The sequence below is a fragment of the Bradyrhizobium sp. BR13661 genome, from assembly GCF_029892425.1.
Lineage (GTDB): Bacteria > Pseudomonadota > Alphaproteobacteria > Rhizobiales > Xanthobacteraceae > Bradyrhizobium.
In genome coordinates this window covers 98620-115128 of record NZ_JARXWB010000024.1, presented here as the reverse complement: position 1 = coordinate 115128, position 16509 = coordinate 98620, and the positions used below count along the sequence as shown (strand labels likewise).

Annotated in this window: 16 protein-coding genes; 14 read left to right on the top strand and 2 right to left on the bottom strand. The window is 60.6% G+C overall.

Going from position 1 to position 16509, the window contains the following annotated elements; genetic code table 11:
- Positions 1-272 precede the first annotated feature (272 nt).
- Together M2427_RS30780 and M2427_RS30775 are read right to left on the bottom strand one after the other, a co-directional pair.
- The gene (locus M2427_RS30780; RefSeq protein WP_021078658.1) at positions 273-1763 is read right to left on the bottom strand and encodes a replicative DNA helicase; all 1491 of its coding nucleotides are present in this window, start codon (positions 1761-1763) and stop codon (positions 273-275) included.
- A 386-nt stretch (positions 1764-2149) separates the two neighbouring features.
- Positions 2150-2878 carry an autoinducer binding domain-containing protein gene (locus tag M2427_RS30775; protein WP_280710577.1) on the bottom strand — a complete coding sequence of 243 codons (729 nt, stop codon included), beginning with the start codon at positions 2876-2878 and terminating at the stop codon, positions 2150-2152.
- Between the two features lie 214 nt (positions 2879-3092).
- On the opposite strand from M2427_RS30775, the gene M2427_RS30770 reads away from it, so the two are divergent.
- The 14 genes from M2427_RS30770 (at position 3093) to M2427_RS30705 (ending at position 16501) form a co-directional block, all read left to right on the top strand.
- Positions 3093-3728 (top strand): acyl-homoserine-lactone synthase, encoded by a 636-nt coding sequence (locus tag M2427_RS30770; RefSeq protein WP_280710576.1) that lies wholly within the window; start codon positions 3093-3095, stop codon positions 3726-3728.
- Between the two features lie 37 nt (positions 3729-3765).
- Complete coding sequence (locus M2427_RS30765) at positions 3766-4329, top strand: type IV secretion protein (protein WP_035651158.1); 564 nt, start codon at positions 3766-3768, stop codon at positions 4327-4329.
- A 73-nt stretch (positions 4330-4402) separates the two neighbouring features.
- On the top strand, positions 4403-4699 hold the full coding sequence (locus M2427_RS30760; protein WP_021078661.1) for a TrbC/VirB2 family protein: 297 nt from the start codon (positions 4403-4405) through the stop codon (positions 4697-4699).
- 15 nt (positions 4700-4714) lie between these two features.
- The gene (locus M2427_RS30755) at positions 4715-5053 is read left to right on the top strand and encodes a type IV secretion system protein VirB3 (RefSeq protein WP_021078662.1); all 339 of its coding nucleotides are present in this window, start codon (positions 4715-4717) and stop codon (positions 5051-5053) included.
- A complete protein-coding gene (locus tag M2427_RS30750) occupies positions 5046-7412 on the top strand; it encodes a VirB4 family type IV secretion/conjugal transfer ATPase (protein ID WP_021078663.1) in 2367 nt (788 codons plus the stop codon). The genes M2427_RS30755 and M2427_RS30750 overlap by 8 nt, the downstream gene beginning before the upstream one ends.
- Positions 7409-8131 carry a P-type DNA transfer protein VirB5 gene (gene virB5, locus M2427_RS30745; RefSeq protein ID WP_021078664.1) on the top strand — a complete coding sequence of 241 codons (723 nt, stop codon included), beginning with the start codon at positions 7409-7411 and terminating at the stop codon, positions 8129-8131. Before M2427_RS30750 ends, virB5 begins: the two co-directional genes overlap by 4 nt.
- Positions 8128-8376: an EexN family lipoprotein gene (locus M2427_RS30740; RefSeq protein ID WP_021078665.1), complete on the top strand. Its 249-nt coding sequence runs from the start codon at positions 8128-8130 to the stop codon at positions 8374-8376. Before virB5 ends, M2427_RS30740 begins: the two co-directional genes overlap by 4 nt.
- A gap of 11 nt (positions 8377-8387) precedes the next feature.
- Positions 8388-9374, top strand: coding sequence for a type IV secretion system protein (locus M2427_RS30735; protein ID WP_021078666.1), 987 nt, complete (start codon positions 8388-8390; stop codon positions 9372-9374).
- A gap of 358 nt (positions 9375-9732) precedes the next feature.
- A complete protein-coding gene (locus M2427_RS30730) occupies positions 9733-10404 on the top strand; it encodes a virB8 family protein (RefSeq protein ID WP_172240994.1) in 672 nt (223 codons plus the stop codon).
- Complete coding sequence (gene virB9, locus M2427_RS30725) at positions 10401-11252, top strand: P-type conjugative transfer protein VirB9 (RefSeq protein ID WP_172240991.1); 852 nt, start codon at positions 10401-10403, stop codon at positions 11250-11252. The genes M2427_RS30730 and virB9 overlap by 4 nt, the downstream gene beginning before the upstream one ends.
- Before the next feature lie 10 nt (positions 11253-11262).
- Positions 11263-12408, top strand: coding sequence for a type IV secretion system protein VirB10 (gene virB10, locus M2427_RS30720; RefSeq protein ID WP_172240988.1), 1146 nt, complete (start codon positions 11263-11265; stop codon positions 12406-12408).
- Positions 12405-13436, top strand: a complete 1032-nt coding sequence (virB11, locus tag M2427_RS30715) for a P-type DNA transfer ATPase VirB11 (RefSeq protein ID WP_172240985.1) — start codon at positions 12405-12407, stop codon at positions 13434-13436. Before virB10 ends, virB11 begins: the two co-directional genes overlap by 4 nt.
- Positions 13372-15348 carry a type IV secretory system conjugative DNA transfer family protein gene (locus tag M2427_RS30710; protein ID WP_348521957.1) on the top strand — a complete coding sequence of 659 codons (1977 nt, stop codon included), beginning with the start codon at positions 13372-13374 and terminating at the stop codon, positions 15346-15348. Before virB11 ends, M2427_RS30710 begins: the two co-directional genes overlap by 65 nt.
- Entirely contained in the window at positions 15320-16501 is a 1182-nt protein-coding gene (locus M2427_RS30705) for an LPD7 domain-containing protein (RefSeq protein ID WP_021078672.1), read from the top strand. Before M2427_RS30710 ends, M2427_RS30705 begins: the two co-directional genes overlap by 29 nt.
- The last annotated feature ends 8 nt before the right edge of the window (positions 16502-16509 follow it).

Here is a 16509-nt window from a genome sequence, read left to right as displayed (position 1 = left end):
TTCGAGAGCGGGGTGGTCCTTCTCCGGAAGTGGGTGTGCCGAACTGTACATCTCCCGCCGGTGAGTCCATGCCGGCGACATCGAAACCGAGAAACAATGTGATCCTTCTTCCTTGAATAAGCGAAGAATGCGGTACGATGGGCGCGAACTAGCTCAGATCAGGTTGACGGTACGCCGACGGCGCGGTGACCGTAGAGCTGACTTGATATTGCTCGACCCGATGGCTTGTGACCGACCAAGCAACGTGTGGAAGGAGCGACCAGAGTCGGGGCTTAATCCGATCGGCGCGGCAAGCGGTTGTCTTCGACCAGGTCGAAGAAGCGAGTGAATTCCCCTTGAAACGTCATCGCCACTGTTCCTGTCGGACCGTGCCGCTGCTTTGCGATGATGACTTCCGCCTGGCCGCGCGCGTCCCTCATCTCGGATTCCCAAGTGAGATGCTCGTCGGTGCCGGGCTTCGGCTCTTTGTTCTTGAGATAATACTCTTCGCGATAGACGAACAAGACGACGTCGGCGTCTTGTTCAATCGAGCCTGACTCGCGCAGATCGGAGAGTTGCGGGCGCTTTTCGTCGCGGTTTTCGACCCCGCGCGAGAGCTGGGACAGCGCAACGACCGGGACGTTGAGTTCCTTGGCCAGCGCTTTCAGACCCGTCGTGATCTCCGTGATTTCCTGAACGCGATTCTGCGTCGCGCGCTGCGATCTGCCCTGCATGAGCTGAATATAATCGACGACAATGAGGTGCAGGCCTCGCTGTCGTTTCAGACGGCGCGCGCGGGCCGCGACCTGGGCAATGGAGAGCGCGCCTGTCTGGTCGATGAAGAGGGGCAGCCGTCGCATTTTCTGGCGGCAGTCGAGGAGTCTGCCGAAATCGGTCTCGCCAATGTCGCCACGCCTGATGCTCGAGGAGGGGACTTCCGCCTGTTCGGAGAGCACGCGCGTGGCAAGCTGTTCCGACGACATTTCCAGTGAGAAGAAGGCGACGATGCCCCCGGCGACGGGCCGTGGCGAGCCGTCGACCTGTTCTGTCGCGTCGTAGGCGCTTGCGACGTTGAACGCTATATTCGTGGCAAGTGACGTCTTCCCCATGCCTGGTCTGCCGGCGATGATGATGAGGTCCGTTGGTTGAAGACCGCCCATTTTGGCATCAAGATCCTTGAGGCCAGTAGCAAGCCCCGAGAGCCTGCCATCGGACTGGTAAGCTTGCGCGGCCCTGTCAATGGCGTTGTCCAGCGCGGTCTCAAACGTCTCGAAGCCGCCGCCATAGCGTCCCGTTTCGGCGATTTCGTATAGAAGCTGTTCGGCATGCTGGATCTGATCTTGCGGAGCGCAATCGACGGCCGCGTCAAAGGCGTCATTGAGCATGTCCTCGGCGATCTTGATCAACTCGCGTCGTACCGCGAGGTCGTAGACGGTTCGGCCGTAATCGGCGGCGTTGATGACGGTCGTCGCTTCCGCAGCCAGGCGGGCGAGATACTGCGCAGCCGATAGTCCGGCAATATCGAGCGCTGCTGGAAGGAACGTCTTAAGGGTAATTGGATTGGCAATTTTGTTTGAGCGGATCAGCTCGCTAATCACCTCAAAGATGCCACCGTGCAGAGGCTCGAAGAAATGATTAGCCTTCAGGAAATCGGCAACGCGATGAAAGGCGTCGTTGTTGATCAGCATGGCGCCGAGCAGCGCTTGCTCAGCTTCGATGTTGTGCGGTGGCTCGCGATAGTGTGGAGCTTCCAACGGTTTCAGTTTGAATGCTGCTTCTGACACGTTTGTCCATCCGCCGAGCCAATGTTGAAGTGCAGGACCTACTACCATGCAGGGGACGGGCAACGAATCGCCCTCCCGTGGAGAAGTGTAGCGCCAACGGAGGTAAAACCAATCGATTCGCACCCTTCCAGATCAGGGCAGCCTTCGCGGCTATTGGGTCAAGCACCCGCTCGCGTCAGGGATGGCCGCCCGCGAGGGGGAAGACCCGCATGCGGGGCTTCAGCGCAGCCGCCGGCCCGGCCCCCGAGGGGGACGCCCAATTGCTCTCTCGACGAACCCGCAAACACTGATAATGGGGGCATGTGCACAATTGTGAGCGGCACATCCTGTGGGCAAAATCGATGCAGGCGCCGGAGATCGGCCAATGACCCAGACCTACGCATCGCTTACGGCAATAACCCCTGACGAATCGCAAGCGCAACGGCGTGGGGAAGGGACAATGCGGCAAGATTTCGCCGCGCGTTGTCGAGATGGAACTTCACACCCCGCGGTGTGACGTCGAGAAGTGATGCAATGTCTTGCATCGTTTTACCCTGAGATATCCATGCAAGGCACTGCCGTTCCCGCTGCGTCAGCGCGGTCCCCGTCTGATCGGTCAACGAGGCTCGGCCCATCCTGGCGCTCACATGCGCATGGTAGGTAAGGCCGATCATTTGCAGGAGATCCTGGGAGGTCTCAACAAAACGGTCGAGTCCAAGGCTCCGGTCATCTACCGCCAGCGTAAACGCTGCGGATTGTCCGTTGCCGCCGGGAATCCGAACCGTCAAACCTGTCCTGATCTTGAAACTGAGCGCATCGTCAAACAGACGGCGTTCTCGGGCGGATTTCGCAGATCGCGCAGCTCGTCCGTCCCATTGAAACACTCGGCATGGGGTGAGGGGCTTCTGCAGAACAGGATCGATCTCATCGTATTGTTCATCGAAGTAGTGATCGGTCCAGCTCTTCGGATAGGACGAGATCAGATTGCGGGCATCCGAATGGCGCCCGAAATAAGCAAACCACCGGAATCCCAATGCATGCGCGGTCCGCTCCGCCACGCGACGGAAATCATCTTCGGTGCGCGCAGTGTGAAGACAATCGACAAATTCATGGCAGGCCCTTTGGACATCTTTCATGGCGCCTCTCAATCAAGTTTATATCTATTCTAACGCGACAGGACGCGACTACGTCGAAACTCGCGCCCTGCGTGTGCGCCGTCTACGGCGACCTTACGGCGGCTTTGGGGCAGGCCGGTGTTCCCCACACCCCTGTCGAAACTGACAGCTTCAAGCGGTGACCGCTCCTGATTTCGTGGATCTCGAACCTGTGATTCGCAGCTGGAGATCAAGAATGAATGTCATCGCACTCACGCGTCCTGCGCTTTTGAGGAATTCCGCACTGGCGCTCGGGATGCACGGTCTGCGACGGCGCGTCTTTCAAGACCGGTTGGAATGGGAAGTTTCGGTGTCGGATGGACTTGAGGTCGATCAATACGACGTGCTGTCGCCGACCTATCTGTTGGGTATTGATAGGCGGGACGTTGTCGGTTGTGTCCGCCTGCTGCCGACCACCGGGCGCAATATGCTGGCGGATACGTTTCCGGTCTTGCTGGACGGCCGGGCTGCGCCAACAAACCCCAGAATTTGGGAAAGCTCACGTTTCTGCGTCGATACACAGAATGTGGCGGCCACGGCCGAGAATGGCTTGAGGGAAGCAACGTTCCTGCTGTTTGCGGCGATGATTGAATGGGGTCAGCAAAACGACCTTCAGGCGATCGCGACCGTCACTGATCTGCGAATGGAGCGAATCCTGCGCCGGGCCGGGTGGCGCCTCGATCGCCTTGGTGAACCTCGTCAGATCGGAGCCACCAAAGCCGTCGCCGGTCTGTTGCCGGTAACCGATGATGCTCTCGCAGCAATCCGGACGGCAGGCAATATTTCCAAACCAGTCATCGAAACTCCGGCGTCTTTCGCTTTCGCTGCCTAAGCGCAAGCGTCGATTTTATTCCTGATCGGAGGCTGAAGTGGATCCCGCCGCATTCGCTACCCTTGTTGAACGATGTGCATCGCCTGCCATGGCCGCGCCTTTGACCGCGATCGTACAACAAGCGAGTTCGTTCGAGCCCTTCCTGATCACCCTCGGCGAGCGCAAGCCGATCCGCCTTCAGGCGACCGACCGAAATGAGGCGATCCAGCTTGCGACGGAAGCGGCGGCGACGGGCAAGCCCGTTCGAATTGGCCTTGGTCAACTCGATCGCGAAGAGATGAAGCTGGCAGGTCTCACGATAGCCACGACGTTCGACGCTTGCCAACATGTGGCAGGCCTCGGCCGATTGTTTCAGGTCCGATTTCAAACGGCGATTGAGGACAGAGGCGGTTCTCACAAAGCGGCATTCGACGCTATCAAGAGCTTTGCGATGAAGGACAAGCCCACCATGCCCCAGGTAGGGTCACGCGCGCCCTCGCAACCTCCTGCCGACGAACCCGCTGCGAACTTATCCTCCAGTACCGATCTCGCCAGGGAGCGCCCAAGCTGGGACGTCTATCGCGCAGGTCTCGGCATGTCAGCCTTTGTGTATGGGCGGTGACTCGTTTGCTCAATCTCCAACCACACGTTCGAGCCGGCCTGGTCCGGCCGCAACACTCCTAGGAACTCTTCACATGCCCTCTCGTCTCAAGAAATCCGCCGCACTTCTTTGCATCGGTCTCGTTGTCAGCATCGGACTGGCCGAACCGGCGCTGGCGCAGACCGCGAATATCGAAGGCGTGCTGCAGAACATCGTTACCATGTTGACCGGCAACGTCGCGCGGCTGCTGGCGACACTGGCGGTCATCATCGTCGGCATCGCCTGGATGTTTGGTTATCTCGATCTGCGCAAGGCCGCCTACGTCGTGCTTGGCGTCGCCATTACGTTCGGCGCCTCCGAGGTAGTCTCGACCTTGACCGGGGGTCGATGAAGATGGTGGTCACCCATGACTGAGCCCATGCGTCTCACCGAGGACACTTTATTCCTCGCCTGCACGCGTCCGGCCATGATCGCCGGCGTCACGATGGAGGCGATGGCGCTGAACGTGATGTTCTCCTGCATCCTGTTCCTGGTGGCCGGGAGCATTTTGTACGGCCTGGTCGCGCTTCCGATCCACGGCCTCTGTCGGATTATCTGCCGGCACGATCCCAACATGTTCCGGATTTTGCTCGCCTGGATCGAGACCCGGGGCCGCACGCGCAACGCCCTGTTCTGGGGCGGATCGTCCTGCACGCCGCTGAAGCTGGTTCGGCGTTATCGAGCGAGGGATTTTGGTTATGCGTAACGCAGCGGCGAAAGCTCGCGAGATCGAGTCCGATATCTATTTGCCGTTCGCCCGGCACGTGACCGATACAGTGATTAGCCTCTCGACCCGCGCCTTGATCACGGTGATCCGGATCGACGGCATCTCATTTGAGACGGCTGAGGCGGTCGATCTGAATGATCTTCATGCCAAACTCAACCTCACGCTACGCAATATCGCCGACGACCGGCTGGCGCTATGGTCTTATCTGGTTCGTCGCCAGACATCGGATTACCCGAGCGGCACCTTCAGCTCGACATTTTCGGCCGCGCTGGATGCGCAATATCGCGAGCGGCTTCGGAGCGAAGCGCTGTTTCGCAACGACCTCTACCTCACGCTGGTATGGCATCCCGGCCGCGCGACGACGGACGCGGCGGCAGCGTTCTTCAAGCGGCTCGGTCGTGCCAGCCGGCGTTCCGTCGAGGTTGACAGCGAAGCCTTGAAACGGCTCGACGATGCCAAGCGCGACGTGGTAGCGGCACTCGAGCGTTACGATGCTCGTGTCGTCGGCTTGGTCGATCGCGACGGCATCGTGTTTTCAGAACCAATGGAACTGCTCCACGCCGTCACCTCCGGCGAGTGGATGCCAATGCCATTGCCGCAAGGACCGATCGGGCCGGCGCTCTACTCGAATCGCATCATCTTCGGCCGAGAAGCCCTCGAAATACGCAGCGCTGGCGGATCACGCTTCGCGGGCATGTTCGGGATCAAGGAATATCCGGCGTCCACCCGGCCGGGTCTGCTGAACGCACTACTCTCAGCTCCCTTTGAACTCATCCTTACACAATCTTTTGCCTTTCTGTCGAAGGCCGACGCCAAGACGGTTCTGACGCGCAAGCAGAACCAGCTCGTCTCGGCTCAGGATCCTGCGGCCTCGCAGATCGACGAACTCTCGGACGCGCTTGACGATCTCGAATCCAATCGATTTGCCCTCGGTGATCATCACCTCTCGCTGCTCCTGTCAGCTGATACGGCTTCGCAGTTGCAGGGGCACATGAGCGTGGCGCGTCGCGCGCTGGCGGACGCGGGCGCCGTGGTCGCGCGCGAAGATCTTGGGCTTGAGGCAGCCTATTGGGCGCAGCTTCCTGGACTATTCAAATACCGGGCCCGCGCCGGCGCGATCAGCTCCCGCAATTTCGCAGCATTCTCCCCGTTCCACACCTATCCCGTCGGAAAGCCAGACGGCAATCATTGGGGACCGGCGGTTGCGATGCTCAAGACCGCTTCCGGTTCGCCGTTCTACTTTTCATTTCATCACGGCGACCTCGGCAATACCTTCATCTGCGGCCCGTCGGGATCAGGTAAAACCGTTGTTCAGAATTTCCTGCTGTCGCAGGCCGAGCGGCTCGGCGCAACTTATGTGTTCTTCGACAAAGACCGCGGCGCCGAGATTTTCATCCGTGCTGCCGGCGGCACTTATCTGACGCTCCGCAACGGCGTCCCAACCGGCTGTGCGCCGCTCAAGGCGCTGGAGCTTACTCCGGCGAACCTCTCCTTTCTGGGCGAACTGGTCCGAAAGCTGGTCACACCCGACAACCGCCCGCTGACCGTCGCCGAGGAGGAGCGGATCGATTCCGGGTTGCGCGCGCTTAACCAGCTCCGGCAGGAGGAGCGTTCGTTCGGCGCATTGCGCGCCTTTCTCGGTCAACAGGATCGCGAGGGGATTGGTGCCCGGCTCGAGCGATGGTGCCGCGGCGCTCCCTACGGCTGGGTGCTCGATGGCGACCAGGACGCCATCGGCCTCGACGCCCGTTCCATCGGCTTCGACATGACCGATCTGCTCGATCACCCGACCGTCCGGACACCGCTGATGATGTACTTGTTCCACAGGGTCGAACGTCTGATCGACGGCCGGCGCTTGATCATCGACATCGACGAATTCTGGAAGGCGCTGGGAGACGAGGCGTTTCGAGATCTCGCCAACAACAAGCTCAAAACCATCCGGAAACAGAACGGTGTCATGGTGTTCGGTACCCAATCCCCCCGGGATGCGCTGGCCTCCCCAATCGCACACACCATTGTCGAACAATGCCCTACCCAGATTTTCCTGCCGAATGCGCGGGGAACGCGATCCGACTATGTCGACGGCTTCCACCTCACGGACACCGAGTTCCGCCTGATCAGGGAAGAACTCGCGCCCGAAAGCCGCCGCTTCCTCGTCAAACAGGGTCACAACTCGGTGGTGGCGGAACTGGATCTCGGCGGATTCGACGACGCGCTCGCCGTGTTGTCGGGACGGACGGAAACAGTCGAACTGCTCGATCGCATTCGGCAGGAGGTCGGCGACGATCCGGCCCAATGGCTGCCGGTATTTCACGCAGAGCGGGGGAAAGTTCGATGATGCATCAGCGCATGTCGGTGATGTTCGCGTCCGTGTCAGTCGTGAGTCTCCTGATGGCATCACCTGCAGGAGCTGAGATTGTGTTCGATCCTAACGTCTTTGCGCGGCAATTTGAGCAACTGACGGAACTGAAGAAGCAAGTCGATACGCTGACATCGCAGCTCAAGGTGGCGCAGGATCAGTTGAACCAGGCCAAGCAGCTCTATGACAGCTTCAACAAGCTGACCAATACCAACGACATTGGCGCACTATTGAACACACCGCAGTTTCGTAAAGTTCTGCCGCAACAGTTTTCCGATATCGAAAAGCTGGTGGCGGGGCAGGGCAGCGGCAACTTCGCAAACTCAATCAATCAGTATCTCTCGCAAAACCGCGCATATGCGGGCAACAGCGGCAATTCATATTACCAGAGCGAGCTCGACCGGATTGCCCGGCAGACCGGCGCCAAGCACTCCATGGGCCAGGCAGTCTACGACACCGCTTCGCAGCGTATCGATGCACTCGAAGAACTGAGAACTCGCATCAGCTCGGCGACCGACGTCAAGGAGATCTTGGATCTGTCGGCGCGACTGCAGGCCGAACAGGCGCTCCTGCAGAATGACGTGCTGCGGATGCAGGGTCTGGCGATGATCCAGCAGGCTCGCGTGGACATGGATGGACAGCGGGAGCGGGAGAAACAGCGACAACTGGTCGATGAGATCAAGGCAGCCCTACAATGAGAAAGACGACTTTTATTCTACTGTTGCTCGCCGCGACAATCAGCCTCACGGGCTGCAACGAGGCCGACACCAGTCATCCACCGAAAACAGTCGGTTGGTTTTTCGAACATCGCGACGAGCTTGCGGTGGCTCTCAAGGCGTGCCGCGACAACCCGGGAGAACTCGCAAAGACGCCAAATTGCGTCAACGCCAATGAAGCCCGCAACAAGGTCACCGTCCAAGAAATGAAAGACGCCCTGAAATAAGGATCGCCGCGATGGCCGTTAACGTCTTCGACAGCTTCTTGAAAGAGTTCGAGCAACCGATCACGGCATTCGTGTCGACCTCGGTATCGAATCTCGCTTCCTACATCGATGGTCCGCTGCGCGCCGCCGTGATGCTCTACGTCATCCTTTACGGTTTCGCGGTGATGCGGGGCGCGATTTCTGAGCCAATCATGGAGTTTGCCTGGCGCGCAATGCGGATCGTGGTTGTGGTGCTGTTAGCGACGAACTCGAGCACGTTCCAACAGTACGTAACGGGATTGTTCTTCGACTCTTTGCCGAAGGAGATCGGCAATGCTTTGGCGGGGTCTGGACTGAATACCAGTTCCGGCGCTCCGTTCGATCAGCTTCTGTCCAAAGGGATTGACGTTGCTAACAAGATCTACGACCAGGCCGGCCTGACCAACATCGCACCCGCACTGATTGCTGCCATTCTCCTGGTCTTTGTGGCCGTCGGTTCGTTCCTGCAATTCGCCATTCTGCTCTACGCCAAAGTGGGTCTCGGGGTCGTGATCGCGCTCGGCCCGGTATTCATTGCGCTGGGACTATTTGAGGCGACCCGCCCGTTTACAGAGGCCTGGCTCCGACAGGTCGCGAACTTCGTGATCCTATTGGTGCTGGTGGTCGCCCTCGTCGGGCTGATGTTAACCACCGTCAGCGGCTTCATCGACAGGTTTGCGGCAAACGCCGGAACAGCCGGCGAGATGGTGGTGGCTGCGGTCGCTATCAGTGCGGTGCTCGGTCTCTCCGGTTACATCGCGCTGCAGCTGCCGGTCATCGCTGGCGGTCTCGCCGGGGGTGGCGCGTCACTCGCAAGCCGGCTGGTGACGAGCCCGCTAATCGCCAATACCACGGCCGCAGCCGGCGGCGCCTATGCCGGCGCGCGCGGGGCGGCCAGTCGCGGTCTCGCGGCCATGCGGGCCAGCCGTCAGGGCGGCAGCATGCGGCGCACTCGATCGCAGGGGGCACCGGCCGCCTAGACGACCAAACGACATCGCCGGCATCCGACCAGGGAAATCAGGGGCATAAGAAGAATGTGGTACCGACTCTCAATTGTGTGTGTGATCGGGATGCAGCTTGGAGGCTGCGCGATCTGGTCCAAGGCACCACCCTCATGTGACGGTCTGGCCCGGCGGCCGCTCAATCGTTCGTTGTGGGACTGGGAAACCGGCACGCCTTTGGCCACGCCTGAGCCGCCTATCCCGCCATCCGCACCGATCATGCGCAAAGGCGATGCCAGCTCTAGTCCGCCTTCGACTTCAGCCGTCATGAGTTTCGCGCCAAGCCGCTTTGCCGACGCCAGCGCTTCTTATCGCCCCTGCGGCAAGGAGACATGAGATGGTTCGTCAGGATGATCTGAAAACCTATTTCGAGAATGCACGGCGATGGGAGCAGGATCTGTTGTTGTCCGCCCATCGCTCGCGGCGAGTAGCCTGGGTGATCGCAGCGGGTGCTTGTGCGCTGGCGGTCGCCTCTGTCGGCGCGGTCGCAGCGCTTGCACCGCTGAAAACCGTGGAGCCGTTCGTCATCCGGGTCGATAATGCCACCGGCATCGTCGAGACGGTCTCCGCGCTCAATTCCACATCGTCTCGATACGACGAGGCCGTCACCAAGTATTTCCTCGGGCGTTATGTTCGGGCGCGAGAGGGCTATAGCTACCCAGAGGCCGAAACCAACTTTCGCACCATATCGCTACTGTCGGGGCAGGGCGAACAGGCCCGTTTCGCGGCCTGGTATCGCGGCTCCAATCCCGAAAGCCCGCAGGTCGTGCAAGGCCGTTTCGGCATCGCCACGGTGCGCATCAAGGCGATTTCGCTGCTGGCCGACAACGTGGCGTCTGTTCGTTTCATGAAAGAGAGCCGCAAAGGTGAGGAAACTCGCGTGACCCATTGGGTCTCGACCCTGACGTTTTCTTATGCCAACGCGCCGATGTCATCCGCCGATCGCCTCGTCAACCCGCTCGGCTTTCTGGTTTCGGAATATCGCGCCGATCCGGAGGTCGTGCCATGAAACGTCTTGCTCTTTTGCTGATATTGGCACTCGGCATTACCGGTCGCGTTGAAGCCCTGCAGCAGCCGTCTCCGGGGCAACGCGATGCACGGGTGCGCACGGTAAACTACGACCCGGCCAACGTGGTTCGCCTAAACGGCGTGATTCGGGCCTCGACCCAGGTCGTATTCGCGGATGATGAGGAGGTGGCGCATGTCGCGATCGGCGACGCGGTCGCATGGGAAGTTGCCCCCGCGGGTTCGATCCTGTTCCTTAAACCGCGGGAAAGGCATTCGCCGACCAATCTGCAGGTCGTGACCACCCGCCCCGATGGGCGCAAGCGCTCGTATCAGTTCGAGTTGTCGATCGCCGAGACGACGCTGGCTGACAGCTACTTCGTGGTTCGCTTCGCCTATCCCGGGGACGATATCGAACGCCGGCGCATCGACGCCGCAGCCCGCGGCGCCGAGCGCGAAGGCGCCCTGATCGAGCAAACTTTCGACCTGCATCACGCCTATGGGGCGCGCAACTGGCGGTTTTCGGCGCAGGGCTCGATCGATCTCGAGCCGGAAGCCGTATTCGACGATGGCAAAGAGACCACATTCCGTTTTGCGGGCAACCGCGAAATTCCGGCGATCTACCTGATCAACTCGGACGGTTCTGAAAGTTTGGTACCCAAGGACGTTCGCGGCGAGCTCGTGGTCGTTCATGCCACCGCAAAAGAGTTCCGATTGCGCAAGGGGGACAACGTGCTCTGCATCTTCAACGAGGCCTTTGACGCGGTCGGTGTCAATCCAGGCACCAACACCACGAGCCCCTCGATCGAGCGGCGGGCGAAGAAGTCACCTTCATCCCCAAAGCCACGATAGGCGGCGCGATATGACCGAGCTTCAAAACGAGACGCTGCCCGATGACCGTGGCATTACTCCCGTGGGAACAGCAGACAAGGGTCGAACGGCGATGCTCAAACGCTGCTTCGGCGCGCTGGCGCTAACCGCGTTTGCGTTCCTGATCATCTGGGGGACCTGGAAAGGCGACAAGCCCGTCAGCGATTCCGCCCGCAAGCTCATGATCCGGCAGGCTGCGGCGTTCGAACCCGTCAAGGAAGCGCCGGCGGTGCCGACCATCACGGCGTCCATCCCGGTCGCGCCGGTCGCGGCCACGTCAACAGCACCTGTGCCCGCACCGGACCAAATGCTGGAGAGTGCGCGGCGCGCGCCAGTATTGGCCTATAATCGGCCGATTTCATCGGGACATGCCGCCCGCGACGGCGCTACCGGAAGCGTCGCAATCGATCCCTACGGTTTTGGGCGAGGGGAACCGCGCAACGACCTTGCCGACAAGCTCAAGCCCACGCCGATCGAGGGGGTGCGCGCGGCACGGCTTCCAAATCGCAACCTGCTGGTCACACAGGGAACGTCGATCCCGTGCGTGCTGGAGACGGCGATGTCGTCGGACGTGGCGGGCTTCGTCTCGTGCGTCGTTATGCGAGACGTCATGTCGGATTCCGGCAACGTCGTGCTGATGGAAAAGGGCACCCAAGTGGTCGGCGAATATCGCGGCAATGTGAGGCGCGGCTCAAAACGCATGTTCGTGTTGTGGACCCGCGCCAAGACCCCGACTGGGGTGATCGCAGCTCTGGCCTCGCCCGCAACCGACGCGCTGGGCCGCGCCGGGTTCGACGGCGACCTCGACACCCATTTCTGGGAGCGGTTCGGTTCTGCACTGCTGCTGTCGATCGTCAGCGACGCATCCTCGATAGGGCGCCAGCAACTGCAGGACAGCTCAATCCAAGTCAACAATACGACGGGCGCCACCAACACCGCCGCCAGCATTGCCGTCGAGCAGTCCATCAACATCCCGCCGACGCTGAACAAGAACCAAGGCGAACTGGTCAATATCTTTGTCGCCCGCGACGTCGATTTCTCCTCCGTCTATCAATTGCGGCGGATCGAGAGCCGCACGCAGATCTTGGACCGCACCGTCCCCGGGGTCATCGTGGCCCCGGCTGTGGTAACAAAATGAGCGAGGTCACATCGATCGAACGCGATGGCGGCCGCCTCGTACTGGCGCGCTATCTTGAGCCGTTGGCGCCATATCTGGCGGATGACACCCTGACCGAAATCGTCGTCAACCGACCCGGCGAGATTTTCGTGGAAGGACCTGGCGGCTGGACCCGGCATGAAGCACCAGCACTCACCCATGCTTACCTTATGCATCTCGCGACCGCTGCCGCCGGCCATACGCGGCAGGACATCGGTCCGGAACACCCGGTGGTCTCGACCAGCTTGATCGGCGAAGAGCGCTGCCAGATCGTGGTGCCGCCAGCGGTGCCGGCCGGCATGGTCAGTCTCACGATCCGCAAGCCGTCGGTGTTGACAATGACACTGGACGCCTTTGAGCGAACAAAACTGTTCGATGAGGTCCGCGCCGCCAGTGACGACCTCACGGCCGACGAGCATCGCTTGCTCGCCCTGAAAGAAGCCGGTGCCTGGCGCGAGTTTCTAGAGCTTGCGGTCTCAACTCGTCGCAACATCATCATTTCCGGGGCGACTGGTTCGGGAAAGACTACGCTGTCGAAGGCATTGATCGCGGCGATCCCGGCGCATGAACGTCTGATTGCCATCGAGGACACCGCCGAGCTTGTCATCCCGCATCAAAATTGTGTGCGGCTGCTCTACGCCAAGGACGGGCAGGGTCTTGCGAAAGTCGGACCGCGCGAACTGCTGGGATCCTGCCTGCGGATGCGGCCCGACCGGATCCTGTTGCAGGAGCTGCGCGATGGGACCGCCTTCTTCTACCTGAGGAACGTGAATTCCGGACATCCGGGGTCGATCACGACGGTTCATGCCGACAGTGCCCGGCTCGCCTTCGAACAACTCACCTTATTGGTCAAGGAAAGCGCGGAGGGACGCGATCTGCATCGCGACGATATCCGCTCGCTGCTGCTGCTGCTGGTCGACGTCGTGGTCCAGATGCAAAAGCGCGATGGCCGCTACCGCATCACGGAAATCTATTATGACCCCGTTCGCAAACGCGACCACATCAGCTAAGGCGGCGTTCGGCAGCGCGCTCGCGCTTGCAGCCAGCGCGTTGTTCCTACTGGTCGCCTCCAACGTTCTGCTGCTCGGGTTGCGGCTGCATGACGGCGGATTCCACTGGTTGGAGATCGCCACGGGATGGCCGCGTTACGGCGCCGACCCGCGATTCGACCGCTGGCTGACGTTGGCAACGCTCGCCGGCGTCGTTGTGGTGTTCGGAATGCTCGGCGCTATCCTCCGTGAACGCCCGCTCCCTCTTCATGGCAGCGCGCGCTTTGCCTCAGAGCGGGAGATCAAGGCCGCGGGCTTGCGTTCCGCTGAAGGCATCCTGCTCGGACGCAAGGACGGTGCGCTGCTATGTTTCGGCGGCTCCGAACACGTCCTGGTTTACGCACCGACCCGCGCTGGCAAGGGCGTCGGCTATGTCATTCCGAACCTGCTCAATTGGCCGGATTCGGTTGTTGTGCTGGATGTGAAGAAGGAGAACTGGGATCGCTCAGCGGGATTCCGGGCGGCCCATGGTCAGGAGGTCCATCTGTTCGATCCGCTTGAGGAAAACGGTCGCACCGCTCGCTACAATCCTCTCGGTTATGTGCGCAGCGATCCGGCGGATCTCTATGACGATCTGCAGCGCATCGCTGTGATGTTGTTTCCGGCCGAAAGCCGCGGCGATCCGTTCTGGTTCGAGGCGGCTCGCTCGGCCTTCGTTGCAATCGGCGGCTATGTCGCGGAAACGCCGGGCTTGCCATTGACGATCGGCGAAATCCTGCACCAGCTGTCCGCGGCTCCCGACCTCAAGACGCATTTTGAGAAGATCATCGCCGTTCGCAAGTCCGGACCTTCGCCACTGTCGCGACACTGCATAACAGCCTTGAACGACTTCCTCGCCGCTTCCGAAAACACCATGAACTCGGTGCGCAAGACCGTCACCGCAAGGCTCGGTCTGTGGCTGAACCATCGCATCGATGCAGCCACATCTACCAACGATTTCGATTTGCGCCTCTTGCGGCAACGGCCGATGTCGATCTATCTCGGCGTGACGCCCGACAATCTCGACCGCATGGCGCCGCTTCTGAATCTGCTTTTTCAGCAGGTGGTCGATCTTAATACCCGCGAGCTGCCGGAACAGAACCCCAAACTCACTCGCAAGGTTTTGCTGCTGCTCGACGAATTTCCAGCGCTGGGCAATGTCAATGTGCTGGCGAAATCGGTCGCGTTCATCGCCGGATACGGCATCCGCCTGCTCACCGTGGTTCAGAGCCCGGCGCAGCTACGCGCAATCTATGGACTCGATGCGGCCCGCAACTTCATGACCAACCATGCCGTCGAGGTAGTGTTCGCGCCGAAGGAACAGGAGATCGCTAATGAGCTTTCGGAGCGCATCGGTTATGACACCGTGAAAGCGCGCAGCCGCAGCGGTCCAAAGGGACTTGCGATGCGCTCGACCAGCGAGACGATCTCAGAGCATCGTCGCGCGCTCATGCTTCCTCAAGAGCTCAAACTGCTCGCAAAATCCAAGGCCTTCATCCTCGGCACCGGCATTCCGCCCATCATTGCCGACAAGATTGTATACTACGAAGACAAGGCGTTCCTCACACGTCTACTACCGGCACCCGTCCCGGAGATGCCCAAGGGCCGTTCGAATGCGCTGCTTGACGCCGAAATCAAGGAGCTTCGCTCCGAGGTCGCCGAACTGCGCGCGGTATTTCGCACGCGGCCGATGACCGACGAGGAAGTGGCGGACCCCTCCACAATTCCCGCAAATGCCAGTTTCGATTTCGGCGATGTGGATGTGGATCTTGAAGGGCTGTCCGAGGACGACATGAAAGCCTGGACCTTGAATTACATCGACGCTCAGGCCCTCCCACTGGCGCGACGGCCAAGCCGGAAGCAGAATGGACGGCAACATGAACGGCACGCTTGACGGCGGCGAGGACTTTAGCCTCAAACGGCAGGATCGCGCCGGTCGCGATCCCAATGCAGACAAATCAGGCGAGGGTCGGGCGACGACGTCGGACAAATCACCCTCCGCGATGGTCGGTGGCGATGCGCTGCCCGATCGTATCCGGCGCAAATATTATGTGGTGACCAATGAGCCCGGAAAAGATCGGCCAGCCGGCGAGGCGCGGCTTTATGCCGACGAGCGCGGCGAGTATCTCGCTTTCAAGGTCACCGACGACCGCCTGGTCACGCGTCTGGCGGCGGCCGAAGTGATCCGCGACATGGTCAGCGTGGCGCAACATCGGCAATGGGATTCTCTCCAGGTCCGCGGCTCCGTGGAATTCCGGCGCGAGGCCTGGCTTGAAGCCGGCGCGCGCGGACTAGAGGTTCAGGGTTATCAGCCAACTGAGCTTGACCGACAGACCCTTGCTGATCGGCGAGAAGTCTGGGACCGGGCCCATTCGGGCACCCCGGAAGTCGAGGCTCGTTGGGCTTCCGATAAAGGAGAGCGCGCGGATAAGTTTGACTACGACAAGGGCATATCCGGACGCCTGATCGAGGTCGGTCAGGCACCTTACCGCAATCGTACCGATGCCGAAGCGACCACTTATGTTGCTCTCGAGCTCGACAATGGCCGCCAGCATCAAGTGTGGGGCGTGGGTCTTGAAAAGGCGACGGCCGACAGCAACGCGAAGCCCGGTGATCGCGTTCACGTGCGCCGGGACGGTGTCGAGCGCGTCACAAAAGAGATCAGGGTGATCGACGCCACCAGTGGGCATGCACATATCGAACAGCGTCAGATGCCGCGCAATCGTTGGCAGGTGACTGCTGAGAAATTTCGCGCGGCAGATCGGCAGACAGCCGCCCGTGAACCCGATCTGGTGACGGCGCAGTCGCAAATGGTTATCATCGAGAAAGCCTTGGAGCGCGCGTTTCCCAAGGATTTACGCGCGCGTCACAGCATCATGGAAGCGGCGAGGGAACGGATCGCACACCATCTTGGGCAAGGACACTCATTCGGCCGAGCAACCGTCATGGAACCAGCTCAGGACCGTCATCGATCGGAAGGCGATAAAGGTGATGCTCTGCAAGCCCGGAACGGCGAGCGCGTGAGAATTCAGCAACGAGAACGCTGATCGCGCCG